Source organism: Paenibacillus mangrovi (assembly GCF_022898935.1).
Classification (GTDB): domain Bacteria; phylum Bacillota; class Bacilli; order Paenibacillales; family Paenibacillaceae; genus Paenibacillus_AQ; species Paenibacillus_AQ mangrovi.
Map to the genome: position 1 here is coordinate 213403 of NZ_JALIRP010000002.1, position 25124 is coordinate 238526.

General features: G+C 50.5%; 22 protein-coding genes. 4 read left to right on the top strand and 18 right to left on the bottom strand.

All coding sequences use genetic code 11. The features are described from left to right. Positions 1–12: 12 nt before the first annotated feature. The 5 genes from MUG84_RS05740 to MUG84_RS05760 form a co-directional block, all read right to left on the bottom strand. Positions 13–1374, bottom strand: coding sequence for a nucleotide sugar dehydrogenase (locus MUG84_RS05740; protein ID WP_244721656.1), 1362 nt, complete (start codon positions 1372–1374; stop codon positions 13–15). Positions 1375–1424: 50 nt separating this feature from the next. Continuing rightward, positions 1425–2231 carry a response regulator gene (locus tag MUG84_RS05745; protein WP_244721658.1) on the bottom strand — a complete coding sequence of 269 codons (807 nt, stop codon included), beginning with the start codon at positions 2229–2231 and terminating at the stop codon, positions 1425–1427. Positions 2232–2291: 60 nt separating this feature from the next. Further along, the gene (locus MUG84_RS05750; protein ID WP_244723299.1) at positions 2292–3659 is read right to left on the bottom strand and encodes a glycosyltransferase family 2 protein; all 1368 of its coding nucleotides are present in this window, start codon (positions 3657–3659) and stop codon (positions 2292–2294) included. Between the two features lie 43 nt (positions 3660–3702). Further along, positions 3703–4941, bottom strand: a complete 1239-nt coding sequence (locus tag MUG84_RS05755; protein ID WP_244721659.1) for a HEAT repeat domain-containing protein — start codon at positions 4939–4941, stop codon at positions 3703–3705. 72 nt (positions 4942–5013) lie between these two features. Continuing rightward, the gene (locus tag MUG84_RS05760; protein ID WP_244721660.1) at positions 5014–7236 is read right to left on the bottom strand and encodes a hypothetical protein; all 2223 of its coding nucleotides are present in this window, start codon (positions 7234–7236) and stop codon (positions 5014–5016) included. A 680-nt stretch (positions 7237–7916) separates the two neighbouring features. Here MUG84_RS05760 and MUG84_RS05765 point away from each other — a divergent pair. The 3 genes from MUG84_RS05765 to MUG84_RS05775 all read left to right on the top strand — a co-directional run bounded on the left by MUG84_RS05765 (position 7917) and on the right by MUG84_RS05775 (position 10264). Then, the gene (locus MUG84_RS05765) at positions 7917–9161 is read left to right on the top strand and encodes a DNA polymerase IV (protein WP_244721662.1); all 1245 of its coding nucleotides are present in this window, start codon (positions 7917–7919) and stop codon (positions 9159–9161) included. Further along, on the top strand, positions 9158–9508 hold the full coding sequence (locus tag MUG84_RS05770; RefSeq protein ID WP_244721664.1) for a YolD-like family protein: 351 nt from the start codon (positions 9158–9160) through the stop codon (positions 9506–9508). Before MUG84_RS05765 ends, MUG84_RS05770 begins: the two co-directional genes overlap by 4 nt. 81 nt (positions 9509–9589) lie before the next feature. Beyond that, the gene (locus MUG84_RS05775) at positions 9590–10264 is read left to right on the top strand and encodes an SOS response-associated peptidase (protein WP_244721667.1); all 675 of its coding nucleotides are present in this window, start codon (positions 9590–9592) and stop codon (positions 10262–10264) included. 83 nt (positions 10265–10347) lie between these two features. On the opposite strand, the gene MUG84_RS05780 is transcribed toward MUG84_RS05775, so the two are convergent. The 5 genes from MUG84_RS05780 to MUG84_RS05800 form a co-directional block, all read right to left on the bottom strand. Continuing rightward, positions 10348–10758, bottom strand: coding sequence for a cupredoxin domain-containing protein (locus MUG84_RS05780; RefSeq protein ID WP_244721670.1), 411 nt, complete (start codon positions 10756–10758; stop codon positions 10348–10350). A gap of 237 nt (positions 10759–10995) precedes the next feature. Next, positions 10996–11283: a stage VI sporulation protein F gene (locus MUG84_RS05785; RefSeq protein ID WP_244721673.1), complete on the bottom strand. Its 288-nt coding sequence runs from the start codon at positions 11281–11283 to the stop codon at positions 10996–10998. 65 nt (positions 11284–11348) lie between these two features. Continuing rightward, a complete protein-coding gene (gene recG / locus MUG84_RS05790; RefSeq protein WP_244721677.1) occupies positions 11349–13400 on the bottom strand; it encodes an ATP-dependent DNA helicase RecG in 2052 nt (683 codons plus the stop codon). A gap of 14 nt (positions 13401–13414) precedes the next feature. Continuing rightward, a complete protein-coding gene (locus tag MUG84_RS05795) occupies positions 13415–14272 on the bottom strand; it encodes a DegV family protein (protein WP_244721680.1) in 858 nt (285 codons plus the stop codon). A gap of 41 nt (positions 14273–14313) precedes the next feature. Then, positions 14314–16119 (bottom strand): DAK2 domain-containing protein, encoded by a 1806-nt coding sequence (locus MUG84_RS05800; RefSeq protein ID WP_244721684.1) that lies wholly within the window; start codon positions 16117–16119, stop codon positions 14314–14316. 283 nt (positions 16120–16402) lie between these two features. Between MUG84_RS05800 and rpmB the strand changes: the two genes are divergently transcribed. After that, positions 16403–16591: a 50S ribosomal protein L28 gene (gene rpmB / locus MUG84_RS05805; protein WP_047910965.1), complete on the top strand. Its 189-nt coding sequence runs from the start codon at positions 16403–16405 to the stop codon at positions 16589–16591. 177 nt (positions 16592–16768) lie between these two features. Here rpmB and spoVM read toward each other — a convergent pair whose 3' ends face one another. From spoVM to fmt, 8 genes are all read right to left on the bottom strand, one after another. Beyond that, positions 16769–16849 carry a stage V sporulation protein SpoVM gene (gene spoVM, locus MUG84_RS05810; RefSeq protein WP_034273235.1) on the bottom strand — a complete coding sequence of 27 codons (81 nt, stop codon included), beginning with the start codon at positions 16847–16849 and terminating at the stop codon, positions 16769–16771. A gap of 171 nt (positions 16850–17020) precedes the next feature. Continuing rightward, complete coding sequence (gene rpe / locus MUG84_RS05815; protein ID WP_244721687.1) at positions 17021–17683, bottom strand: ribulose-phosphate 3-epimerase; 663 nt, start codon at positions 17681–17683, stop codon at positions 17021–17023. A gap of 6 nt (positions 17684–17689) precedes the next feature. Next, complete coding sequence (gene rsgA, locus MUG84_RS05820; RefSeq protein ID WP_244721690.1) at positions 17690–18607, bottom strand: ribosome small subunit-dependent GTPase A; 918 nt, start codon at positions 18605–18607, stop codon at positions 17690–17692. A gap of 81 nt (positions 18608–18688) precedes the next feature. Further along, a complete protein-coding gene (gene pknB / locus MUG84_RS05825; RefSeq protein ID WP_244721693.1) occupies positions 18689–20839 on the bottom strand; it encodes a Stk1 family PASTA domain-containing Ser/Thr kinase in 2151 nt (716 codons plus the stop codon). After that, positions 20836–21612: a Stp1/IreP family PP2C-type Ser/Thr phosphatase gene (locus MUG84_RS05830; RefSeq protein ID WP_244721706.1), complete on the bottom strand. Its 777-nt coding sequence runs from the start codon at positions 21610–21612 to the stop codon at positions 20836–20838. Before MUG84_RS05830 ends, pknB begins: the two co-directional genes overlap by 4 nt. A gap of 7 nt (positions 21613–21619) precedes the next feature. After that, a complete protein-coding gene (gene rlmN, locus MUG84_RS05835) occupies positions 21620–22660 on the bottom strand; it encodes a dual-specificity RNA methyltransferase RlmN (RefSeq protein WP_244721708.1) in 1041 nt (346 codons plus the stop codon). A gap of 155 nt (positions 22661–22815) precedes the next feature. Beyond that, positions 22816–24135, bottom strand: a complete 1320-nt coding sequence (gene rsmB / locus MUG84_RS05840) for a 16S rRNA (cytosine(967)-C(5))-methyltransferase RsmB (RefSeq protein WP_244723301.1) — start codon at positions 24133–24135, stop codon at positions 22816–22818. 53 nt (positions 24136–24188) lie between these two features. Further along, a complete protein-coding gene (gene fmt, locus MUG84_RS05845; RefSeq protein WP_244721710.1) occupies positions 24189–25121 on the bottom strand; it encodes a methionyl-tRNA formyltransferase in 933 nt (310 codons plus the stop codon). Positions 25122–25124 lie beyond the last annotated feature (3 nt).

Genomic DNA, 25124 nt, shown 5'->3' on the forward strand with positions numbered 1-25124 from the left:
CTCCTTTTTCTGTTATCCGATCAGAGCCATTTCTAGCTCCTGGAGATGCTGGACGGAATGTCCGATTTTATAAATATGCGGCTCGTTAAAGCTGCGGAACGCATTGCGCGTATCCACGATCGGCACACCCAAGGATGCGATTTCACCGTAATCCAGTCCGCTGTGGTTGGTGATCAGAACGATGCAATCATAAGTCTTGAACTTCGCAAGGTCATACGCCACGCTGTGGACAGTTTCCCCATTCTTGTCACGGAAGCTGACGGCATACGGATCATAGTATTCCACGTTCGCGCCGCTTTCTTTGTACAGCTCATATACCTCGAGCCCCGGAGATTCCCGCAAATCGCTGATGTCCGGTTTATAGGCCATTCCGAGTACCAGAATGTTCGATTTTTTGATTGACTTGGCGTATTCGTTCAGAATGGTAGAGGTTTTGCTGATGACATAATACGGCATATTGTCATTGGTCGATTGTGCTAGCTCGATAAATTTGCTGTAGAAGCGGAAGCCTTTGGCCTTCCAGGACAGATACATCGGATCAAGCGGGATGCAGTGCCCACCGATGCCCGGACCCGGATAGAACGGCATGAAGCCGAACGGCTTCGTCGCAGCCGCATCAATAACCTCCCAAATATCGATTCCCATGCGGTCGCACATCATCGCCATTTCGTTGATAAACGCAATGTTGACGCTGCGGAAGGTGTTTTCAAGCAGCTTGGACATTTCTGCAACCTTCGGCGTTGAGACTGGCACAACCTTTTCCACATATTTCGAATAAAGGGCGGTGCCGAGAGTCAGGCAGGCTTCGGTGGTTCCCCCGATAACCTTAGGCGTATTGAATGTATTGAAGCGTGTATTGGACGGATCGACGCGTTCAGGGGAGAAGCAAAGGAAGAAATCCTCGCCCACACGATAGCCAAGAGCTTCGAGTTTGTCCTGAATCAGCTCTTCGGTTGTTCCCGGATAGGTGGTGCTTTCCAGCGTAATGAGCAGCCCTTTTTTCATATGCAGCTTGATCTGATCGACCACACTGGTAATGTAGGACGTATCCGGATCCTGATTTTCGCTGAGCGGAGTCGGAACACAGATACTGAGTGCATCAATGACCGAGATCATGCTGTAATCCGTCGTTGGCTTGAAGCGACCGGTTGCGACACATGCCTTCAGATCCTCTGAAGTGATATCGGAAATATACGATTCCCCATGATAGATTTGCTCGATCTTGGACGGATCCACATCAATACCGATAACCGTGAAGCCTTGCTTGACCATCTCGACTGCCAGCGGAAGTCCGACATAGCCTAAACCGACAACACCGAGTACAGCCTTTTTATCCTCAATTGCATTCAACAGTTGCTCATATTTCTGATTCAAGAGCACTCAACCTCCGTAGATGTAATTTTTTATGTTTAAAGCGTGATCTTTTAGTGAAAACACCGGTGTATTCTGGCATCCAGCTCAACCGGAGAAAATGGCTTGGTTACATAGTCGTTAACCCCGTTTTGGAAGCATTGACTGATCGTGCGTTCCACCCGCTGCTCGGTCAGCACGACGATTTTCGGCGTGTTCTCCACGGGCAGCTGCTTGATCTGGTGAATGAATGGCAGTCCATCGATACCGTACAGATTCAGTTCTGTCAGTACGAGATCCGGCTCCCATTTTTCAATCAGCTCCAGAGCCGATGTACCGTCAAGCGCCTCAAGGGTCTCATAGCCCTGCATTTTCAGGCGGATGGTCAGAAACTCGCGGATGGCGTCATCGTTATCGACGATGAGAATACGTCCCGGCTCCTGTACGGCTTCTTCCTTAGTGAAAATATGAATATCGGATGATGTGCTGAGCCTTGTGGATTCGGCCATTTGCTTTAGGACTCCAGGGGTCGGATCTACCTGTCCTGGAAATACAGTCAGCGTAATCCGCGGGTCAACATTCTCCATGGTTTCCTGCAAATGCTGCTTCAGCAGCAGTGCCTGATAATGGGTCGCATCCAGTGTAAATCCTGGCATCAGAATCGCAAGTGTCTGTGTGGAACTGTCTTTGAGCACCTCGAATTCCATTCCGGATTCATGCTGCAAAAAGTCACGTACCCGATTCTCCAACTGTGGGGGATTACCGCTGCAAAATAAAAACATGATTCCGCAGAGCTCCCGGGTGGTCTCCTTGAAACGTTCTCCGAGATTTTGGTACACATCGGTTCTCTGTTCACGCTGCAAAGTTGCAGACTCCGGCATTATCAATTCCCACCTTTCAAAGATTTAATTGAACTTTTGATTCTAGCGAATCACGCCGAGTTAGGCAGTCTCGCTTTCTTCCTTCCAGCTTTGTCTTGTCATCGTACCCCAGGAATTGTTTTTCCGGAGGTATTGGATATGGCCCTGTACGCGCCACAAAACGCCTAGTTGATGGTATCCGACGAATTTGAGGGCCGAGAAGAGGAGCATTTTCCACAAATCGGAAATCTTCTTGTACCTGCGGAACGCAATCTCTTCCAGAATAATGGCCGCTACACCCAGCAGATAACCACTCAGGAAGTTCAGAAGGATGAAAGTAAGCAGTATGCGCCAATGCGTCATATCCAAAAGCGTATATCCTATCAGAGCCAACAGGCCCGTGATTCTAAAATAAGGGTTTAATGTTTCAAACAAGACGTTGTAAGGCATCGTGATGAGGCCCATGATCTTGTATTTCGGGTTGAACAGCATCCCGCGGTTTTCGATCATGTTCTTCAGATTCCCGCGGCCCCAGCGCTTCCGTTGATTGGCGATGATATTATACGTGTCCGGCGCCTGCGTCCAGCAGACTGCCTCGGGACAAAATGCTACTTTATACGGAAGCTTGTGGCTGAGCATGTACCGGTGAAGCTTGATGATAATGTTCATGTCTTCTCCGGGATAACCGCCCCGGTAGCCGCCGACGGCAATCACGTAATCCTTGCGAAACAGCCCGAAGGCCCCGGACACGATGATGAGGCCGTTTATATGGCTCCAGCCGATCCGTCCACCGAGAAAAGCCTTTAAGTATTCGATGGACTGGAACATCGGCCATATTTTCCGCGGCAGCGAAATCTTTTTTACTGCCCCGTTTTCGATCAGGCAGCCGTTTGCGATGCGGACATCGCCGCCAATAGCCACCATTTCCTCCGGGTTCTCCATATACATGCGGGCCATCCGGATCAGTGCGTCCTTTTCCAGAAGAGAATCCGCATCGATGGAGGAGATCAGCGGGTAATGCGAAAAGTTGATGCCAGCATTCAGCGAATCCGCTTTGCCTCCGTTTTCTTTATCTATAATAAACAGCTGTGGATAATCGGGATTATGGTATATACCTCTCACGGTTTCCGTGTCGATGGTCCCCCTGATTTCGGGATTCTGTATCTTCTCGAGCTTGAATTCCTTAATCAGTACAGGGAGCGTTTTATCGCCTGAGCCATCATTGATGACGATAACTTCGTAAGTCGGATAATTCAGCGTCATCAGGCAGTACACATTTTCGATAATCGTCAGCTCTTCATTATAGGCTGGGACCAACAAGGATACCGGTGGCACCAGCTCAGAGCCGGAAAGCGTATTATAGCTGGAATACTTGGTTCTTCTGTAAATCGTTGAAATGTTACGATACGATAGCGCCATAATCGTAAAATACAGAATGTTGACGATCATGACATAATAAACGGCTACCATGCCGTAGAAAAGCAATGTCTCTCTAAGCAGTGTAATCCCCTCCTACCGCGGCTATGCCAGGCATCCGTTTGATCGGCTGCTGCTTCACTCCGAAATACCGGTCGTGAATCAGCCGCTTCTTGTTGTAGGCCACCATCTGTTCGATTGCGCTGTGCTCCTGCTTCTTTTCCATTACCAGCTCAATACGCTGCAGAGCAGCCTCACGCTGGATTCCCGCTCCGCTGAGCGCAGCCTGGCACAGTGCTTCAAATCCGGCTTCGCCCAGAGCTGCAAGGCTTTCGGCGCTGCTATGCCGCACTTTCCAGTTGGCATCTTGAAGGGCCTTGACCAGAAGCGGAATGCTGCCTGCAGCATGCAGCGGACCCAGCGCTTTGGCTGCAGCGGCCCGTACTTCCCAGTTTCGGTCGCTCATCAGCTGGACGATGGTCTCATCCTTAAGCGTAGGGTTGGAGCTGAGGTACAACTTGACGGCTTCGGCGCGGACATCCTTCTCCTCAGAGCCCACCAGTCTGCCCAGAACCGGCATGACTTCGGGAACAGCCTGTCCCCACATCGCCACCAGTCCAACCTTGACGAGGGCCGGGTCCTGATCGTCAAGCAGCTTCATGAGAAGACCGCTCGTATCGAGGCCCGTTTCCAGCATAATGTCTGCGGCCAAATGATGGATCGGCTTGCCGTGGGACAATAGCGTCCGCAGCATTTCAATCACATCCTCAGGTCTCTGCGCGCTCTTGGCAATAGACCTCGCGATGATGATTAACAGCGAATTGTATTTGCCTTTTTGAAGCATTTGCAGCAGAGCCGGCACCGCTTCCCCGGCACGCATGCCCCCTAGGCGGTAAGCCGCGCCCAGCCTGCGGCCATAGCGAAAGCTTTTTAATGCCTTCAGATCTTCTTCCACCAACCCCGCATCCCTGCAGAGCTGTATCATCTTCGCGCGGTATTCACCCTTGAACTGCTCGATCCATTCCATGTATTTATCCTGGATCACTCTGCGTTCAAGCGGCTTCAGCTTGCCCGGTGGAAGCCGCAGCGCCTTTTCATCCTCAAGATGAGTCTGGATGTATACGAAGTAATCATGATGCTTTTGCTCATACATTTCTCTAAGCTGCTGTTCCTTGTTTTGCGATATTTTCATCAGGAACAAAAGAATAATTCCGAGGCCAATCAGTCCGAGGCATATAAAGATAAAAATATATGCGACGATCAAATGCGAGAACATGGTTGCAGTTTCCTCCCTCCAGGATTTGGAATCATCCAATTTCTGTCGCTCTTTGGATTTCTGCCTAATCCTTCTTGTAAATTTTTCTCCTATCCTGTTTGTTTCGTTTACCTATCTCTCATCTGGAAGCTGGTTATACATATCTTTCATCACGTAATAGCTTTGCTTCAGCTGCTCGCTGTACTGAACCGTATCCCAAGGCTTCCAGCTGTAAGGGACAATATCATTGATATCCATGGTATTTGCCGCCCCTCCTGGCCAGCTCACCTTGGTGCCGCTTTGTTCAACCAGCCAAGGAATCAACCGGATGCCGTCCGTTTTGACTGAGCTGAATGCGTGGCCTTCCTTCAGCGGGCTGTAATCGATAACCTGCAGAGAGCTCGGATCGGAAAAGCCCAGAAGCATCCACGGAATGCGCATCTCTATCTCATTACCGCTGTACTGCCAAGAAGTCGAAGAGTCGAACTGGGCCTTGCTGCGGTCCGTTGTCCCCCTTTTCAATGTTCCTATCGTTTCGTCGATAAATGGATGCGCAAAGCGCGTATCCGGCGGATTCATAAGCAGGCTGATCGCAAGCTTCCAAGGATGGAACGGGGTATCCTGTTCCTGTGTCGTCTCGGGCAGCATCCAGTATCCTTCCTTGCCGTACAGTCTCGTATGAAAATCATAGTCGGCTGCAATCTCTACCTGGGATTCCTCGTCCTTTCCGATTTCGATCAAAGCCTCAGGCGCTCCGCCCTCCAGCTTTTTGCCGGGAAGCTGCGCTGCGGATGGCTCGTTCCCGCCCGCAATCGTATCGGCACCGATATACAGCTTTGATGTTTTCGGATCAAAATCTTTGTCCAGCCGGATTCCGAGGTACAGATATCCTTCATCATGCGTAATTCTCATATCCTGAATGCCCGGAACCTTACCCTGCCAGTACTTGACCTCATCCTGCGCCAGACTGTCCCAATCGTTCAGCTTGCCGTCGATCGTGAGCAGTTTTTCCTTGCCCGGAAGCATGCCGAGCACGCCAAACATTTTCTCGTTGGTCAGCACATTAATCCAGTACGCACGCCGGTCAGCAGGTATTTCAAACGGCATCGTGTTCCATGTCTTCTTGAACCATTCATCCTGCCACATAAACAATATGGCTCCGGCATAGCCTTCGTCATAAATATCCCGGGTAAGCGATGCATCGATTTCACCTTGCTCCTGCTCGTTATGACCGCCCTGATCACGGCCGCCGGGCCCAAAGTGGGATACCCCTATCGAGGAAGGTACTCCATATTCGGTGACCATAATCGGCATGTCCTTGAACTTCGCTTTCAGTTGGTGCAGATAAGCTTTATAGGTATTGTAATTTCCCTGCTTATCCTTAATCGTCTGCAGCGTGGAATCCGTCCGGAAGAAATCGGGATAATACGGGTAGACATGGTATGCGGCAAAATATCCGCCTTTCCAGCCCGTCGGCTGAACATGTCTGGCATCCACGCTTACCATATCTTCTTCAAACAGCGGCTCGCCGGGATGACTGAGCACATCGGTGGTCACCCAGTTTGTAAAAGTTACGGGATGCTCCCATCCATACTGCTTCTCTTGCTGGGCCGTGTAGTCTAGCAGTCCCGCAAGCCAGTTTTCGAAAGGAGAAGCATCCTGGGTACCTGAGAAATATTGACCCTTATACACCGGAACATCGCTGTGCTTCTTATTGGTGTTCTTGACCATTTCCGGATCCCATTCGGTGCCCACATGCCATGCCATCAAATATTTACCCGCATTCGCCGTGTACTTTCCGCTCGAAGCCCCTTGCTTCGGCGGCACGGTGACATCACCGTATACAGCGGCTACCGCCTTCTGTATTTCTGCTTTAAATTGCTTGCTGATGTCCTCTGCATAGGCGTCCTTGCGCTCGATTAGTTCTTCCTCGGGGGACCATATGCCCTGCATAAAATACAAAGGATCGTCGCCTTTATCCTTGTTGTATTTCACAAGCGCTGAATAAAATACCGGCTGATGCACCGTGTACACACGGATAACGTTAGCCCCCATTTCATCGATCTGCTTGAACCAGCGCAGGTAATCCTCTTCGGTCGCCGGAAGCTCACCCGGAAAATAGCCGGGTACTGTCGCCCCCAAATTGACGCCTTTCACAAACATCTCCTTCCAGTTTCCGTCTTTGTCATATCGCATAAAACGGTCACCTTGGGTCTTAAATGTAAACTGGGTCCCATCTTGATCCTTGTATACCTTTACCGGAGAAGAGTTCACCGTTAAGCCGGCAGTGATTCCTCCGGCAATAAGAACGGCGGCTGCTGTGATCCAGATGAATAGTGTTCTACGATTGATCATCGCCTGAAAGTTCTCACCTCTGGTTTGGCATGGGCCTTTTCCTTGGCCCGGCACTCTCGATTTTTGTCATAACTCAATTCTCAACTAAGATTACCAATCTGTAAACTAGGCTGCTGGAAGGAATTTTCAGAACCTGGCGACCTATCCCACCGCTGCCCGTAACTAAAAAACGACAGTTGCCTTTTCTTCGGCACTGACGTCTGTAGGGACAACTAAACAGCGTGTTTCTTTCCTTGGCCGAAGCGGCAACTGATATGTATACGTCGAAAAATTTCTAAAGTTGTGGTCGTTTTAACATCTTTATCCATAAAGATTACAAAATTGATACTATAGTCCGATGAAGAAACAGCAAAAAACCGCACCACTACAGCATTTTCGGAAAACAGCATTTTTTTAAAAATAAGGACAGAGTCACGAACAGGACTTACGGTCCCAACCCGTTATCAAAATGGATATATATGGATATAAATAGTATGACTATCCGGTTACTTTTGAGATGCTCACCAGGCGATATTCCCCATCTTTGTAACTAGGCATAATGGAGAAGGTTTACAAAAATCAAATCTCCGGCACCCGCTCCTTGCAAATAATTCCGGTTGAAAATAGAATATTTCTCCGTTATTCTAATAAAATAAGAACACGTGTTCCTGCTACTGTTCAAATGATAAGGAGCGAGTCCCATGGTCAAGAGCAAAAACCGTGTCATTATGCTGGCCGACTGCCAGTCCTTTTATGCCAGTGTCGAGAAAGTCGCCCATCCCGAATATGAGGGCAAGCCTTTAGTCGTATCCGGAGATCCGGCTCGGCGCTCAGGAATTATCCTCGCCGCCTGCCCGCTGGCCAAAAAGTACGGGGTCACGACGGCCGAGCGCCTCGGTGAGGCGCTCCGCAAATGTCCGCATCTGATCGTCGTTCGCCCGCGGATGGCGGAATATATCCGCGTATCGCTGCATATTACGGAAATTCTGCAGTCCTTTACCGACCTCGTGGAGCCCTACAGCATTGACGAGCAGCATCTGGATGTCACCGGAAGCCTCGCCTTGTTCGGAAGTCCCGATGAAATCGCCCGCCGGATTCAGCACCGGGTCATGTATGAGACCGGCGTCTACGTACGGGTCGGCATCAGCGATTGCAAGGTGCTTAGCAAGATGGCCTGCGATATCTATGCCAAGAAAAACAAGGATGGCATCTATACGCTGAAACGCGAGGAACTGGCGGACACCTTGTGGACCAAGCCGGTTCATGAAATGTTTATGGTCGGCTCGCGAATGACCCGGCATTTCTATAAGATGGGCATCCACAGCATCGGCGATTTGGCGAAGACGCCCCTGCCCCGCCTGACGGAGCGCTGGGGTGTTAACGGCGAAGTGCTGTGGCGCATCGCCCGCGGGATGGACTCATCCCCGGTTACGCCCCACAGCCAACTGCAGCAGCAGAAGGGCGTAGGCCATCAAATGACGCTTCCGCGCGACTATACGGACTGGAAAGAGCTCCGGGTCGTGCTGCTGGAGTTGTGCGAGCTGGTTGGCAGGCGCTGCCGGGAAAAGGGGCTGATGGGATTCGTTGTCAGCGTGGGCTGTCAGGGCGCAGATTTTGACCATCCGACAGGTTTTTCCAGGCAGATGAAGCTTTCCGATCCCACCAACATTACCGATGAAATTTACGGTGCAGCTTGTCTTCTGTTCCGTAGGCACTGGAACGGTCTGCCGGTCCGCAAAATCGGCGTATCCTTATCCGACCTCAGCCCGGATTCCCTGGTCCAGCTGACCCTGTTCGGAAACCGCGACCGCAAACGGGATCTGGAACGGGCCACGGACGGCATCAAGCGCAAATTTGGCGAGACCGCCATTCTCCGCGCCTCCTCGCTCCAGGATTCCGGTCAGGCGCAGGAACGCTCTCTACGGATTGGAGGCCACTATAAATGAGTAAAAAACTGCAAGGCAACGGATTATTTGAGTCATCGCGGATGATGCTGCCCGAGCACCGGGAGGCCTATATCCAGCATCAGCAGCATCTGGTACACCGCACACCGCCGCTCATCGACCCGCAGGCAGAAGAAGAAATGGCCCGGGTTATGGCTGCTGCTCTGTACACCGGCTCGGCGGTTACGATTACCTTGTTTGACGAGCCTGAAGATATTCGGCTTACGGGCCATGTACTCCGGATTGATGCGGCCCGGAGACAGATCCGCTTCGATGGTGATGAAGGAGAAGGTCCTGAGTGGATTCGTCTCGATCAAATCATCGGCGCAGTGGCGGAAAGCGGTATATAGCGGTACACTGGAAGAAATAAGGCTGCCATATCCGCCTTTGGAAGCAGAGACAGGCAGCCTAGCAAGGAGGGCTAATGCCGTATGTGCGGACGTTTTACGCTGATCGTATCTTTGGAAGAACTTATGCTGCGGTATGAGCTGGATCCCGGATATTCCGTACCCTATCACCACCCGCAGTATAATATTGCGCCGACGCAGATGGTTCTATCCATCATTCATGACGGAAGCCGTCTCCGGCTCGGAGAGCTCAAATGGGGATTGGTCCCTGCCTGGGCCAAGGACAGCAGTATGGGCAGCCGCATGATTAATGCACGAAGCGAAACGCTGCTTGAGAAACCGGCCTATAGACTCCCCTTCGAACGAAAGAGATGCCTCATCCCTGCGGATGGATTCTATGAATGGCAGAAGACAGAAGGCGGCAAACGCCCTTATCGGATCAAGCTAAAAAGCAGCGAACTGTTCAGCATGGCAGGTCTGTACGATATATGGGTGCAAGGTGACGGAAGCAAGCTTGCGACCTGCACCGTCATCACTACCCGTCCCAATTCGTTGATGGAGCCCATTCATGACCGCATGCCGGTCATTCTGCGTCCGGAGGACGAGCTCCGCTGGGTGCAGCGGGGAACCGCCAATACAGAGGAACTGCAGCAGCTCCTTATTCCTTTTCCGGCTGACGAAATGGAAGCCTATCCGGTGAGCAGTACCGTGAATTCGGTTAAAAATGATTCTCCGCTTTGTATTGAAAAAAGCTTCTAAGCAGCGTGTGCACCTGAAAAACAACGAAAAATACCGCTTGCCAGCCTTACATGAGGCCGCAAAGCGGTATTTTTGCTGTCCAATTATTCTACAATGATTTTGCCTACCATGTTGTCATGGCCGGCGCCACACATCACAGAGCAATGGAATTCATGTGTTCCTGCTTTGTCAGCCGTAAATTCAGCGGAACCGTCTTTTTGCAGGTTTACTTTGAAATCAGGGATTTCGAAGCCATGCGCACCCTCTTTATTCTGAAGCGTGATCTTAACTTTGTCGCCCTTTTTAACTTTGATTTCCGCAGGCGAAAACTGGAAGTTGGTCGCTGTGACTTTGATATCCTGAGCCCCCCCGGCGGTTGTACCGCCCGTAGTTGTTCCGCCCGTAGTTGTTCCGCCCGTAGTTGTGCCGGGTGGGTTGCTAGTTGTCTTGCTGCCGCAAGCGCTGAGCGCAAATACCAACAGCATTGTTAACCCGAATGTCATCCATCTTTTCATGTGTAAGACCTCCAGTAAAATGATGATGAATTTGTAACACGTATAACTCAAACCAGTTCGCATCATGTTATACTTCCTTGCACCTGTATTATTTTTGACCGGAAGAGGATGAACTATGCAGACCTAGCTTGTATGAGAAAACCTACTTTCACAGAAGACAGAAAAAGACCCTTCAGAAAAATACCGTACTGGTATTCCTCAAAGGGTCTTATTTTGTATGTTCTTATCCGCATCACTCTAACGGAACATGCCCCAAAGCTTGATTAAATGTAATGTATTATTCGGATCAATCCGCTGAGCCACCACAAAACGAACGAGCTGCTGTTCTTCGGTTTGTGTTAACGGCTCCTTCAACACTCCCGCTGCCGATTTGACCAGGCGCTGAACCTTTGCCGGATCCTGCAGGTCCTTTTTATTGACACCATCGATGATGCCCATAATCCGTTCTTTGGTCGTAGGATTTTTCATCTTTTTCTTGACCCTTGTTACTAAAGAAGGACTGATTCCATACTGCTGATAACCCAAAACTTGGCACCTCCCGTCAAATTCCAATTCAACTAAGTATATGACGGGGTGCCTGTCCCAAGTGCCTAATCTACCAAATCTCCCTGGAAAATCTGCTCCTGCTGAAGATAATCCCGAAGGGCAGCATACGTTGGCGAAGTCCAAAATGCGCTGTCCCCCACCAGCTGCGATGCATCGTCACGCGCCTTCTCGAGTACGGCAAAATCGCTGACCATGTCCGCCAGGCGAAATTCCGGCAGACCGCTTTGCTTCGTTCCGAAAAAATCTCCCGGGCCTCTAAGATCCAAATCCCGGCGCGAAACTTCGAAGCCGTCATCCGTTTCCGTCATGACACTCATGCGCTCCTGTCCTACTTCAGACTTGGGATCGGCAATGAGCACACAATAGGAGGCATGCTTCCCGCGTCCTACCCGGCCGCGCAGCTGATGCAGCTGAGATAGGCCGAAACGATCTGCATCCATAATCACCATCAACGTCGCATTCGGCACATCCACACCGACTTCCACGACCGTAGTCGACACCAGCAGCTGTACTTCGTTTTCATTGAAGGCCCGCATAACCTCTTCCTTCTCGGCTGGTGTCATCCGTCCATGCAGCAAACCAACCTTGTATTTCGGAAAAGCCTGCTGCATCTGAATATGCAGATCAATCGCGTTCTGTACATCCAGCTTCTCCGATTCCTCGATCAGAGGACAGATCAGATAAGCCTGTCTGCCCTGATCAATCTCTTTGGAAATAAAACCGAGCACGCGGTCCATCATCTCATGCTTGACCCAGTAGGTCGTAATCGGAATTCGCCCTTTTGGACGTTCGGACAACGTCGAGACATCCATATCCCCGAAAGCTGTAATCGCCAGCGTCCGCGGAATCGGCGTAGCCGTCATCGTCAGTACATCCGGGTTATATCCTTTCCGCCGCAGAATGCTCCGCTGATTAACACCGAACCGGTGCTGTTCATCCGTAACAACAAGACCCAACTGGCGGAAAAAAACATCCTCCTGGATCAAGGCATGGGTTCCGACTACAATGTCGATCATGCCCATTTGCAGAGAAGCCAGCAAATCTTTCCGCTTGCGCCCGGTGACGCTGCCTGTAAGCAGAGCGACAGAGATGCCAAACGGTTCAAACAGCTTCTGCAGAGAGCGCATATGCTGCTCGGCCAAAATTTCGGTTGGAACCATCAAAGCCCCCTGAAAACCGGACCGGACCGCACCATACAAAGCAATGGCCGCAATGACGGTTTTGCCTGAACCCACATCGCCCTGCAGCAAACGGTTCATACAGTAAGGAGATCGCATATCATGCAAAATCTCCAGCTCTACTTTTTTCTGGGCATCCGTCAATTCAAAAGGTAGACTCCGGACAAACTCGCGCATGGTTTTATTGTCCACCGTGTGCACAATTCCGTCCATCCGGCTGCGGTTCAGTGCTCGGTAAGCCTGCATTTTCAGCTGGAACAGGAACAATTCCTCATAAACCATACGCTGACGCCCCTGCTGTCCTTCACGCGTATCGTTCGGTTGATGGATCGTTGTAATCGCCTGTTTGCGCGGCATAAAATGATATTTTTGCATCAGTGTCTGCGGTAAAATCTCGGGAATCATCTCCCCATATTGGGTGAGTGCCTGTCCCATCGTTTTGCGAATCCACGTCTGTGTGATCTTGCCCCCAATGGAATATACCGGCTGCAGTGTCCCGCTGCGCCAGGCTCCCTGGTCCGGAAATTCCGATTCGGATACCGTCAACTGCATGCGCCGCTGATCCCATTTGCCCACCAGTACGATTTCCCTGCCGCTTGTCAGCTGGTCACGTAGAAAATGACGGTTAAACCAGGTGGCCGTAAACATCCACTGATCAGCCATCATCTTGCAGGTTAATCTGGATTTCCGTCCATAACGCTGCAGTACGGGAACGCCCATAATTTTGGCCTGAATGGTAATTTTGTCCCCATCCTTCACCTCGCTGAGTGAGCGGAGACGGTAATCCTCGTAACGGAAAGGATAATACTCCAGCAAATCTTTGACCGTAAAGATGCCAAAGGCGTGAAGCTCTCCCTCTTTGAGAGCACTCACGCCGCGCACCTGACGGATTGAGATTTGATCTAAACTAAGACTCATTTCCATCCCTCATTTTAAGTTGGCCATACAAATACGGCCAGTGTCCCGGGGCCGACATGGCTGCCGACAACCGGACCGATATTGGTGAGCACGACTTCCCCCAGATGATAATGCCGGGATAGCTCTTCAAGTACCGGGTCAGCTGTAGCCGGGTCTGCCGTATGACCTACTGCCACGTTAATGTTTTGAATCCCGCCCAGATCCTCTTGAAACCTTTCAATCATGCGGGCTATTGCTTTCTTGCGGCCTCTGACCTTTTCTACCGCATAAATGATGCCTTCTTCGTCGATGGACAGGATTGGCTTGATATTAAGAAGGTTTCCGATAATTGCTGCCGCCTTGCCGATCCGCCCGCCTTTTTGCAAATATTCCAAGGTGTCGACGAGAAAATAAAGCTTGCGCTGCTGCCGCATCTGTTCCACGGATGAAACTATTTCATCCACGCTTTTGCCTTCCGCAGCGAGCCGGGCCGCATGGACTACCAGCAGGCCAAAACCGTAGGAGGCCGATTTAGAGTCCACCACCGTAATTTCCGGCGGGTCCTCCATCAGCGATTTGGCGAGGACTGCGGATTGATACGTGCCGCTTAGTCCCGACGAAATATGAATGGAAATGATCGGACTACCGGGATGCATGGTCATAATATTCTGATATACATGCATATAATCGGCAGGGGAAGCCTGCGACGTGGTAGGCAGCTGATCCGACTGGACAAGCCGTTTGTAGAACACCTCAGCTGAAATATCCACGCCGTCCTCGAAGGTCTCTTCACCAAACATCAGGCGAAGTGGTATGACATGAATATCATATTTGCTGACCAGCTCTTCCGGTATGTCAGCGGTGCTGTCCGTCACAATGACCGCATGAGTCATGCGAGTGGCCTCCTTTAACTTATTTCACGATATAAATTGAACTAGGACTCTACTGAGAAAATATAATAATACACCGGCTGGCCGCCTTGATGTATTTCCACTTCAGCGTTCGGATAATTCTCGGCTAGCCAATCCGCCAGTTCAGCCGTCATATCAGGCTGTGTTTCTTCACCGGCAAGGACGGTTACGATTTCATCTCCGCTCACAAGCATCTTGCTCAGAAGCTCCTGGCATGCACCCAAAAGCCCCTCAGCTGCCGTAACGATTTTCGAATTTTCAATACCGATATACTGGCCGGCTTTGATATCAAGATTGTCAATCTGGGTATCCCGCACCGCATAGGTCACCTGTCCGGACTTGATTCGTGCAATAGCCTCCATCATATTGTTCGTATTGATATCCTCGGCATCCTCTTCGGAGAATGCGAAAGCAGCAGCAATTCCTTGAGGAATGCTCTTGCTCGGAATCACCGTCACACTGCGCTCGCCTTCAAGCAGCTCTGCAGCCTGCTGTGCAGCAAGCACAATATTGGAATTGTTCGGCAGGATATAGATATGCTGTGCCGAGATCGATCCGATCGCGTTGACAAAATCCTCTGTGCTTGGATTCATGGTCTGTCCGCCGGAAAGCACGGCATCCACACCAAGACTTTTGAAAATGTCCGCAATGCCCTGACCGGAAGCTACCGCGATGAAACCATACGGTGCAAGTTCATCTGCCGGCGGCGTAGCCGGAGCCTGCTCCCGCGAATGCTCTACCGGATCAACCGGAATTTCCGCAAAAAGCTCAGGCATTGGCGCGATGTCCAGACCAGTCGTAAGCAGATCCCGATGCTGTTCACGCATGTTCAATATATGAATCTGCGTGATTTCTCCATAACGGAGCGCGAGATTCAGCACCTCGCCCGGCGCCTTGGAGTGGACATGCACTTTGATCAGCTCATCATCGGCGATAATGATAATAGAGTCTCCATTAACAGATAACGCTTTTCTGAATTGATCCTCATCGAATTTCGCAGCAGGAGTGCCTCCAAGCTGACGATTAATGAAAAATTCCATGTCGTACAGAAATTCAATATCTTCTGTTTCAATTCTGGATTGAGCCAGCTCAGGCCGATCTGCAAAAGCAGGGACAGTGGAACCTACCACAGCCGCAGAAGCCGTATCCTGTTGATTCACGGGATATGCTTGTCTTGCAGCTGACTGAGATGAATACTCAGGCGATGACTGCGCCCCTTGGAGAAACGAAAGGAAACCTTCGTAAATATAGACCAGTCCTTGTCCCCCTGAATCCACGACGCCCACCTGTTTTAATACAGGAAGCATATCAGGTGTCTGGGAGAGCGTCTCCTGCGCCTTCAGGAGTACCTGCTCCATTAATTCCGTAATATCGTTTGTCCGACGAGCATAGAAAACCGCATGCTTGGCAGCCTCTTTTGCCACTGTCAAAATCGTACCTTCAACCGGCTTTACAACAGCTTTGTACGCAGCATCTACGCCTGTTTGCAGGGCGGCAGCAAACTGCATTGCATTCAGCTCATTGTAAGGCGCAGCAAAACGACCGAACCCGCGAAACAGCTGGGATGTAATCACGCCGGAATTTCCGCGCGCGCCCATCAGCAGTCCTTTGGATAATACGCCAGCGCTGTGTCCAATCGATTCGGAGTTATTTCTTTTTAATTCAGTTACACCTGCATTCATCGTCAAGTTCATGTTCGTTCCGGTATCGCCGTCCGGCACCGGAAATACATTTAAGGAATTGACATGCTCAGCATGCTGCTGCAGCTGCTCCGCTCCAGCCAAAACCATTGCGGTAAAATCTGCCCCATTCAAAGAACGCTTACTCAATGATAAATCCCCTTCCTAGCTTGATCCCAAAACCATGGGCGTCCTTATACAAACGTAACATTCACGTTTTCGTTTCGCCACTTGCGTTCTAAATCGTTATTTTGCATTTAAAATTATAGATATAGTTTAACACCCCATATTCAACCAGTATGGGCTATACATCATTGTACTATAAGAAGCATGAGAAATAAATGTTTTTGAGCGGTTGACGAAGCATTTTTTGCTGTGATATTATATACAAGTATTGTTTTATGCAGGTGTTTGGAACAAGGAGGTGTAATCTATGTCTCGCAAATGTTATGTAACTGGCAAGAAGCCAGGAAGCGGTAACCACGTATCCCACGCTAACAACCGTAACCGTCGTTCTTGGGGTGTGAACGTGCAAAAAGTTCGTATTCTTGTTGACGGCAAACCAAAGCGCGTTTATGTGAGCACTCGTGCGCTCAAAGCTGGTAAAGTTACCCGCGTATAATTAGGAAAACTTGTATTGTTTTTCCTACAGAGTAGGAAGACCGCGTTTTACGTATATAAGCAAAAAGCACCTTGTTTACAGCAGGTGCTTTTTTTAATGCCTTTGGCCCTATTCGGTATATTTCATGCCGCCTGCCTCAGAGGTTGTTTAGCATAAGCGGCATACCATAGGGAGTCTTCAGCTTTTATGAAATGTGTTTAAAATGGCTTTTACGAAGCCTCCCAAGAACTTTGGCAGCTTAAACGTATAAAATTTCATATTCCATTCCACCCTCCCCATCATTCTCATGTCATCGCGTATGGTATGCCCTGAGCTTAGTTTGCTGCAGAAACGGACAAAAAAAGGTTACATGAGAACCCTGCTCATGTAACCAATGTATGCGCAAAATGCATGACCTATGACTCAGGCAGACGAGTGAGCCCGCCCAATTTAATTGTTCTGAACACTACCCCGGATCGCCATGATCGCTGCCTCGCGATCCTTTTGTCCAAACACGGCGCTACCTGCAACCAGCACATCGGCACCTGCATCAGCCACCAATGGTGCCGTCTCGCTCGTAATCCCGCCGTCCACTTCGATATGAACATCAAAGAGCGAAGCCTCATTCAGCAACTGACGCACCTGACGCACTTTCTGAACGGTTCTAGGGATAAACTGCTGTCCACCGAAGCCCGGATTGACCGTCATGACAAGGACCAAATCCACGTCTTCAAGTACTTCCTGTATGATCGAAGCTGGGGTTCCAGGATTAATGGCGACCCCTGCCTTAATTCCATGCTCCTTGATCATATGAATGACACGGTGTAAATGCGTGCAGGCTTCGGCATGAACGGTAATTACGTCGGCGCCAGCTTTGGCAAAATCAGCGATATATCGTTCCGGCTGCTCGATCATCAGATGAACGTCGAGAGGCAGGCTCGTATGCGGCTTAATGGCGCTGACGATAGCCGGTCCAAGTGTAATGTTAGGAACAAAATGCCCGTCCATGACATCCACGTGGATCCAGTCCGCTCCTCCCGCTTCCACGACCGCAACCTCCGGTCCCAATTGGGCAAAATCCGCTGACAATATCGATGGCGCTATTTTAATCATTTGTCGTTAATACCTCCGCTTTTTATCTTTCATTTCCGTTAAGAACAGCACATAATGCTCGTAGCGGCTCGCTGCTACTCTTCCTTCTTCCACTGCTTCTATGACTTTGCAGCCCGGTTCATGGGTATGACTGCATCCCCGGAATTTGCACTGGTCCGCATACGAAGCAAATTCCCTGAAACATGTGGACAGCTCCTCTACCCCAAGCTCCAGAAAATCAAGCTGGCTGAAGCCCGGCGTATCGGCTACAAATCCCCCTTGCTCAAGCTCAATCAGCTCCACATGGCGCGTCGTGTGTTTGCCGCGGCCGAGCCTCATGCTGATCGCGCTAGTCTCAAGTGCAAGGCCCGGAACTAGCCGATTCAGAAGGGATGACTTGCCTACACCGGATTGACCGGAAAAGACACTGATTTGGCCTTTCAATCTTTCCTTTAGCAGATCCGTTCCCAGCCCTAAGCGTGAGCTTGATACGATGACCTGGTAGCCGATTTTTTCATACAGTGCTTTTACCACAGCAGTTGGATCCTCAGCGCCCGGTTCATCCGGCAAAAGATCCTGCTTGGTCAGACAGATCACCGTATCCAGCCCCGAGTGCTCGATGTGGACCAAAAACTTGTCCAGGAGCTGCAAATTGAGATCGGGTTCACGGACCGAAAATACCAGAACAGCCAGGTCCACGTTGGCAACTGGAGGGCGGATCAGTTCGGAGCGGCGCGGCAGAATTTCATCCACCATGCCCTCCCCGTTCTCCGTATGGGAATAAAGAATATGATCCCCCACCAGTGGAGTCACGCCCTTTTTCTTAAAAATGCCGCGTGCTCTGCACTGGATGGCTTCCTCTCCTCCCGATGCCGCCATACCGTTTTCGAGCGGTTTGACGTAATAATATCCGCTTAACGCCTTCACGATCACTCCTTCAGGCATACATGAAAGGCCTCACTTTCTCCGACAGGTTCACAAGTTGAACGACTCGAACCTTTATTGGTGATGTTTGTATATTACAGTTTAGTTGTCCTTCTTCTTACCTTTTCCCGGGAAGTCATGCTTGTTCACTTTCCCATCCCCTGGGTTATCTATGCCGGTTGTCGCGCCATCTACGCCGTTTCCATCTCCGTTATAGTCCTGCATTCCCGGGTCACCGAAACTGTTATCCGGCAGAGTAGCAGCAGGCACCGTGCCGTTCTTGGCATCTTCATAGGTTACCGTGTAGGTATCGAAAATCTGCCCATCCCGTTTCACAGTTACGATCCCGTTCATAGTTGGAGACAACACCAGTTCTATAGGGAAGACCTGTGTCGAATTGATGGTCTTCGTACCCCAGACTTTGGTTTGACCGCTGGTACGTGCATCACTGTATTCAATACTAATTTTACTGTTTTGCCCTTCGAACTCCGGGGCAACAGGCAGATTAAATGTGTATTTAAGTGAGTCAGACGGATATCCCGAGCTAATCGTCAAGACGATTTTATCTCCAGGATTCGCATCCATCCCGGGGTCATAAGGGAACTGCTTAATGACTTTACCTCTCTCAACGGTATAGCTCGCTTCCTGCTCAATCGTCGGGTCAGTGGTGAACCCGTTCGCTCTCAGCTTCTGCACCGCCTTCTCCTGCGTCAAATCGATAAGGTTCGGCATCTTCACCTGCTTCGGACCCTTGCTGACTGTTAATGTAACCTGTGCCATATCGGGATCCTGCTCGGTGTTTGCACCCGGATCCTGAGAAATGACCTTATTAACAGACTCATCGCTGAATTCCTCATTCTTTTTAATATTATTCTCTTTAAATCCTAGATCTTTCAAGGATCTTACAGCTTCCTCATAGGAAGAACCTCTGAGATCCGGCATTTTCTTGAGCGGTTTGGCTGCGCCAACGGAAAGCTGAATGATTGAGCCCTTCTTCACCACGGTGTCAGCAGGCTTGCTCTGCTCATAAACATAGCCTTCTTTTACATCCGGTTTGTATTCACGAATGACCTGCGGGTCTACTTCAAGGCCGAGGTCGCTAAGCTCTTTGCGGGCATCAGCTTCCGTCTTGTTGAGGACGCTTGGTACTGTCACATTCGGAACGACGAGCTTATGATTGACATACATTGCCAGCCCCGCCATCGCCAGAAGAAGCAGCAGCGTCAAACCGATCCACAGCGCAGGCTTTCCCCAAGTTTTTTTCGGCTTGGCCGCCGGCGCTGGACGATCATCCTGGTCCTCATCATGATCCGCAGGTGCCGGCCGTGATCTTACCGGGCTCGCCCCGATATGCTGAGGCTTAATCGCTGGAATGACGCGGGTGCGGTCCTCGTCATCGATATCGTTAAAATCTATTTTCTTCTCATTTCTGCGCTCCGGCAGCAGACAGGTTTCCAGATCATGCAGCATTTCCTTTGCACTCTGGTACCGCTCCTGCGGATTTTTTCGCATCGATTTGAGAATAATATTTTCCACGCTCTGGGGAATGAGAGGATTCACTTCACGTGGCTCCTCAAATTCCTCCTGAAGATGCTTCAGCGCCACACTGATCGGGCTTTCCCCAAGAAAAGGTAGGCGGGCTGTCAGCATTTGATACAATACAATACCAAGTGAATATAAATCCGATTTCTCGCCCGTCACGACACCCTTGGCATGCTCCGGGGAGAAATAATGTACAGAACCAATAACAGAACCCGTTTGGGTAATGGTCGTTGACGTAACGGCACGGGCGATCCCGAAATCCGTCACCTTTACTCTGCCATTGCGGCCAATCAGTATATTATGGGGCTTGATATCCCTGTGAATTATCTGATTATGGTGGGCATGATCCAGCGCATCGCATATTTGAGACGCGATCCGCACCGCCTCATCAACTTGAAGAGGTGCCCGTTCTTTAATAATTTCGTTCAGATTATGTCCTTCGACATATTCCATCACGATGTAATGAATCTCATCTTCCTGCCCCACATCGTAAATGCTGACAACGTTCGGATGCGAAAGCGAAGCAGCCGACTGCGCCTCACGGCGGAAGCGGCGGATAAACTCCTCATCGTGCACAAACTGCTGACGTAGTACCTTGACAGCGACATTTCGGCCGAGCAGCAGATCATGAGCTTTGTAGACGAGAGCCATTCCGCCGCCACCAATTCGTTCTATAATTTCGTAACGGCCGCCCAATTCGTGTCCGATCATGAATCCCACTCCTTTATACTTTGCCCGGCGATTTCATCTTGAAGTTCAAACAGGGCGACGGTAATGTTGTCATCGCCTCCGGCGAGAAGTGCCAGCTGCAGAAGTCGGTCCGCCCGTTCATCCAGCGGAACATCCTGCATTCCAGTTATTTGGGCAATATGCTCGCCGCTAACCAGACTGCTGAGTCCATCGCTGCACAAAAGGAGTACTTCCCCGGCAGATAGTGTGACAGGATACAGATCGACAGCTACCTCGGGATCGGTGCCCAAAGCGCGCATAATCACATTGCGGCGCGGATGGGTCTTCATCTCCTCATGGCTGATCTGACCGTTCTTAAACAGCTCATTGACAAGCGTATGGTCTTCCGTCAACTGAATGGCTTCACCATTCACAATTTTATATGCCCGGCTGTCTCCGATATGTCCGATAATGCCGGACAGATCCTGCAGCAGCAGCACTTCAACCGTCGTTCCCATGTTGTGATATTTTTCATTTTTGGATGCTTCACTGTAGATCACACTATTGGCATGCAGTATGGCATCACTCACAGCAGCACTCAGTCCTTCGGCAGACATGCCTTCTTCCAGTGTAGAAAGGTCAGCCGCAATCGTATCCACAGCAAGCATGCTCGCGGTATCACCGGCCTGATGGCCACCCATACCGTCAGCAACAATACCGATGGTATAGCCTTGCGGCAGTTGACCGATCCAAACTGAATCCTCGTTTACCGATCGAACCCGTCCGATATTACTGGCATGAACTGTTTTGATCAAGCTTCTCTCACCTCAACTCCATATGCTTGGCACGCAGTTGCCCGCATGCAGCCGCGATATCGTGGCCTTGTTCACGACGAATCGTTACATTTACGCCATTTTCTGCGAGCACTTTCTGAAACTTGAAAATATCATTGCGCGAGGTGCGAACGTATTTACGTTCAGGCACATAGTTTACCGGAATCAAATTGACATGGCAGAGCATGTCCTTCAGTACGGTAGCCAGCTCAAGCGCATGCTCCGGCTGGTCATTCACCCCGCCGATCAAGGCGTATTCAAAGGTGATGCGGCGGCCCGTTTTAGCGAGATAGAAGCGCAGCGCCTCCATCACATCCTCAAAAGGATAGCGGCGGTTCACCGGCATCAGCTTGGAGCGCAGCATATCGTTCGGCGCATGAATGGAAATCGCCAGATTGATCTGGGTGTCCTCATTGGCGAACTTGTAAATATTCGGAACGATCCCGCTGGTGGATACGGTAATATGACGCTGGCCGATGTTAAGGCCTTTTTCATGGATCATAATACGGAGGAACTTCATCGTAGCTTCATAGTTTTCGAATGGCTCACCGGAGCCCATGATAACAATGCTGCTGACGCGTTCGTCCCTTTCATCCAAAATCTTTTGGGCCTGAACCACCTGTGCGACAATTTCACCAGCCGTCAGATTCCGTTTGAGCCCGCCCAGCGTCGAGGCGCAGAACGTACATCCGATGCGGCAGCCCACCTGCGTTGTTACGCAGATGCTGTTCCCGTAGTTATGCTTCATAATAACCGTCTCGATCGCATGATCATCATGAAGACCGAAGAGGAACTTCACTGTTCCATCCTTCGATTCCATCTTGGTAATTTCTTTCAGGGTCACAAATTCGAACTGGTCTTCAAGCTTTTGGCGCAGTTCCTTGGACAAGTTGGTCATTTCCTGAAAATTACTCACTCTCTTTACATAAAGCCAGTCAAAAACTTGACCCGCCCGGAAAGAAGGCTCACCATTTTCTTTTGCCCACTCCTGGAGATCATCCAGATTCAAATCATATATAAAAGGCTTCATTTTATCACACCTGTCTTTTATCATTCATATGCATATTGTTTCTCATTCTTCCTATTTTAACACAAATAAAAGTAGCGGTAAAAGAGAAACCCCGCCAAAGCTATAGGCCCAGCGGGATCATATAAGCTGCATCATTCATGTCTTATGACAATAGTTTAGGAGAATCTTTGGAGTCTGGCAATATAAAAACCATCGCTGTGATAATCCTGCGGCAGAATCTGAACGCCTACCCCCTCCGTCTTGGAATGCAGCTTACTCCATTCCTCGCCGGCATCCTCCGGAAGTCCAAATCCGGGATGTGTCTTCAGAAAATGCTGTACCGTTCCTTCATTCTCTTCTGAGTCGATGGTGCAGGTGCTGTATACCAGAATCCCGCCGACACGAAGCAGCGAAGAAACAGAATCCAGCAGCTCACGCTGGAGACTGGCAATTTCGCCGATATCCCCGGCTGTTTTCGTCCATTTCAAGTCGGGCTTGCGCCGGATGACGCCAAGACCCGAACAGGGAGCATCAAGCAAAATCCGGTCGAATGAACCCGCAGGATACTTTTGAACCAGTTCCAGCGCGTTCCCCGTCACGGTATGGATGGTATCGAGACCCAATCTTTCGGCCTGCTCGCCGATTAGCTTCCGCTTATGCTCATGCAGATCATTAGCGATGATCTCGCCCTGATCCTTCATAAGCTCCGCTATATGGGCCGTTTTGCCGCCCGGAGCAGCGCAGCAGTCCAGTATCTTCATGCCGGACGCCGGTCCGACGGCGCCTGCTACCAGCATGGAGCTCTCATCCTGTACCGAAATTTGCCCGTCACGGTACCAGTCCGATAGAGCCATATTGCCTCCGCTCAGCACCAGAATTCCCTCCGGCGAAAGTGAGGAAGGAACAGCATCGAGCCCTGCTTCTTTCATTTCGGCCAGCATCTCATCCCGGCTGATCATTGTCGTGTTGACCCGGACGCTGACAGCAGGTGGCTCATTATTCGCCCGGCAGATCGCTTCTGCAACTGCTTCATCATATTGGCTGATCCAGCGTTCCACAAGCCACAGCGGATGGGAATGCTCAAGCGCAATCCGCTTAGCAGGCGAAAGATCCTCCGGAAGTACAAGCTGCTCCCGGTTTCTCAGTATGTTCCGCAGCACTCCATTGACCATTCCAGATATTCCTTGATGTCCCCGGCGCTTTGCCAGATTAACCGCCTCGTTGACGACGGCATGTGGAGGAATCCGGTCCAGGTACATCATTTGATACAAGCTGAGCCGCAGCAAACTCCGCACCCATGGCTGCAGCTTATTCAGTCCTTTGGCTACAAAACGTTCCAGAAAATAATCCAGTGTGTTAAGTCTGGCGACCGTGCCGTATACCAGCTCAGTCGCAAGCCCCGTATCTTCTCTGGACAGGGAAGCCCGCTGCAAAGCAGAATTCAGCTGCAAGTTGCTATAGGCTCCTTCCTGTTCAACCCGTGTCAAAACATCCATGGCAAGTTCACGGGCCGATACCCGTGTCTTGCCGCCTTGACGGTTACCTCCGCTCACTCCAGCACCATCCCTGCATGCATCGTGTTTCCACGGCCGAATTCAGCCGCTTCCATCTGCTTTTTGCCGCTTGGCTGAACACGGGTCAGCCAAATTGAAGTGTCACCCGTTTTGACTTCAATTCCCTGGTCTGTAAGCTGAAGTACCGTTCCCGGTGCAGCTTCCTTGGAAGCTTTGTCCGATTTGCGAGTGGACCAGACCTTAAACACCTCATCATTCCAGAGAGCAAAGGCACCCGAAAATGGCACCAGACCCCGGACTTGGTTATAAATATCACGGGTTGACGCGTTCCAATCGATCTTTTCATCTTCACGCTTTAAGTTTGGCGAATAGGTGGCCTGCTGCTCGTCCTGCACCTCGGCCTCAAGCCGTCCGGATGCAAGGCGCGGCATTTGCTCTTTGAGCAGCGCAGCTCCGGCAATGCTGAGCTTTTCGAACATCGTGCCGGAGGTGTCCTCTTCATCAATCGCTACCTTGACCTTGGCGATCATGTCTCCGGTATCCAGCCCTTCAGCCATATACATCAGCGTGACTCCCGTCTCGCTCTCCCCATTGATGATGCAGCGTTGAATCGGTGCGCCGCCTCTGTATTTTGGAAGGAGAGAACCATGAACATTTACACAGCCGTTAGCAGGCAATTCCAGGAGTGCCTTTGGAACGATCTGACCGTATGCAGCGGTCACGATCAAATCCGGCTTATAGGCTGCGATCTCCGCTACAGCTTCGGGACTGCGCATGCGCTGCGGTTGAAGAACGGGGATTCCATGCTCCAGAGCGACCTCTTTGACCGGAGTTGGCATCAATATTTTTTTGCGTCCCTGAGGCCGGTCTGGCTGGGTTACGACCGCAACGACATTGTACCCTTCATCCAGAAGCATCCGCAGACTGGGGACAGCGAAAGCCGGTGTCCCCATGAATACGATATTCATGAA

Coding starts and splice junctions, on each gene's coding strand:
- MUG84_RS05745 (WP_244721658.1), bottom strand. CDS start 2,231: ATGCCGGAGTCTGCAACTTTGCAGCGTGAACAGAGAACCGATGTGTAC.
- MUG84_RS05750 (WP_244723299.1), bottom strand. CDS start 3,659: ATGATCGTCAACATTCTGTATTTTACGATTATGGCGCTATCGTATCGT.
- MUG84_RS05760 (WP_244721660.1), bottom strand. CDS start 7,236: ATGATCAATCGTAGAACACTATTCATCTGGATCACAGCAGCCGCCGTT.
- MUG84_RS05765 (WP_244721662.1), top strand. CDS start 7,917: ATGGTCAAGAGCAAAAACCGTGTCATTATGCTGGCCGACTGCCAGTCC.
- MUG84_RS05770 (WP_244721664.1), top strand. CDS start 9,158: ATGAGTAAAAAACTGCAAGGCAACGGATTATTTGAGTCATCGCGGATG.
- MUG84_RS05775 (WP_244721667.1), top strand. CDS start 9,590: ATGTGCGGACGTTTTACGCTGATCGTATCTTTGGAAGAACTTATGCTG.
- MUG84_RS05780 (WP_244721670.1), bottom strand. CDS start 10,758: ATGAAAAGATGGATGACATTCGGGTTAACAATGCTGTTGGTATTTGCG.
- recG (WP_244721677.1), bottom strand. CDS start 13,400: ATGAGTCTTAGTTTAGATCAAATCTCAATCCGTCAGGTGCGCGGCGTG.
- MUG84_RS05795 (WP_244721680.1), bottom strand. CDS start 14,272: ATGACTCATGCGGTCATTGTGACGGACAGCACCGCTGACATACCGGAA.
- rpmB (WP_047910965.1), top strand. CDS start 16,403: ATGTCTCGCAAATGTTATGTAACTGGCAAGAAGCCAGGAAGCGGTAAC.
- spoVM (WP_034273235.1), bottom strand. CDS start 16,849: ATGAAATTTTATACGTTTAAGCTGCCAAAGTTCTTGGGAGGCTTCGTA.
- rpe (WP_244721687.1), bottom strand. CDS start 17,683: ATGATTAAAATAGCGCCATCGATATTGTCAGCGGATTTTGCCCAATTG.
- rsgA (WP_244721690.1), bottom strand. CDS start 18,607: ATGCCTGAAGGAGTGATCGTGAAGGCGTTAAGCGGATATTATTACGTC.
- pknB (WP_244721693.1), bottom strand. CDS start 20,839: ATGATCGGACACGAATTGGGCGGCCGTTACGAAATTATAGAACGAATT.
- rlmN (WP_244721708.1), bottom strand. CDS start 22,660: ATGAAGCCTTTTATATATGATTTGAATCTGGATGATCTCCAGGAGTGG.
- rsmB (WP_244723301.1), bottom strand. CDS start 24,135: ATGGATGTTTTGACACGGGTTGAACAGGAAGGAGCCTATAGCAACTTG.
- fmt (WP_244721710.1), bottom strand. CDS start 25,121: ATGAATATCGTATTCATGGGGACACCGGCTTTCGCTGTCCCCAGTCTG.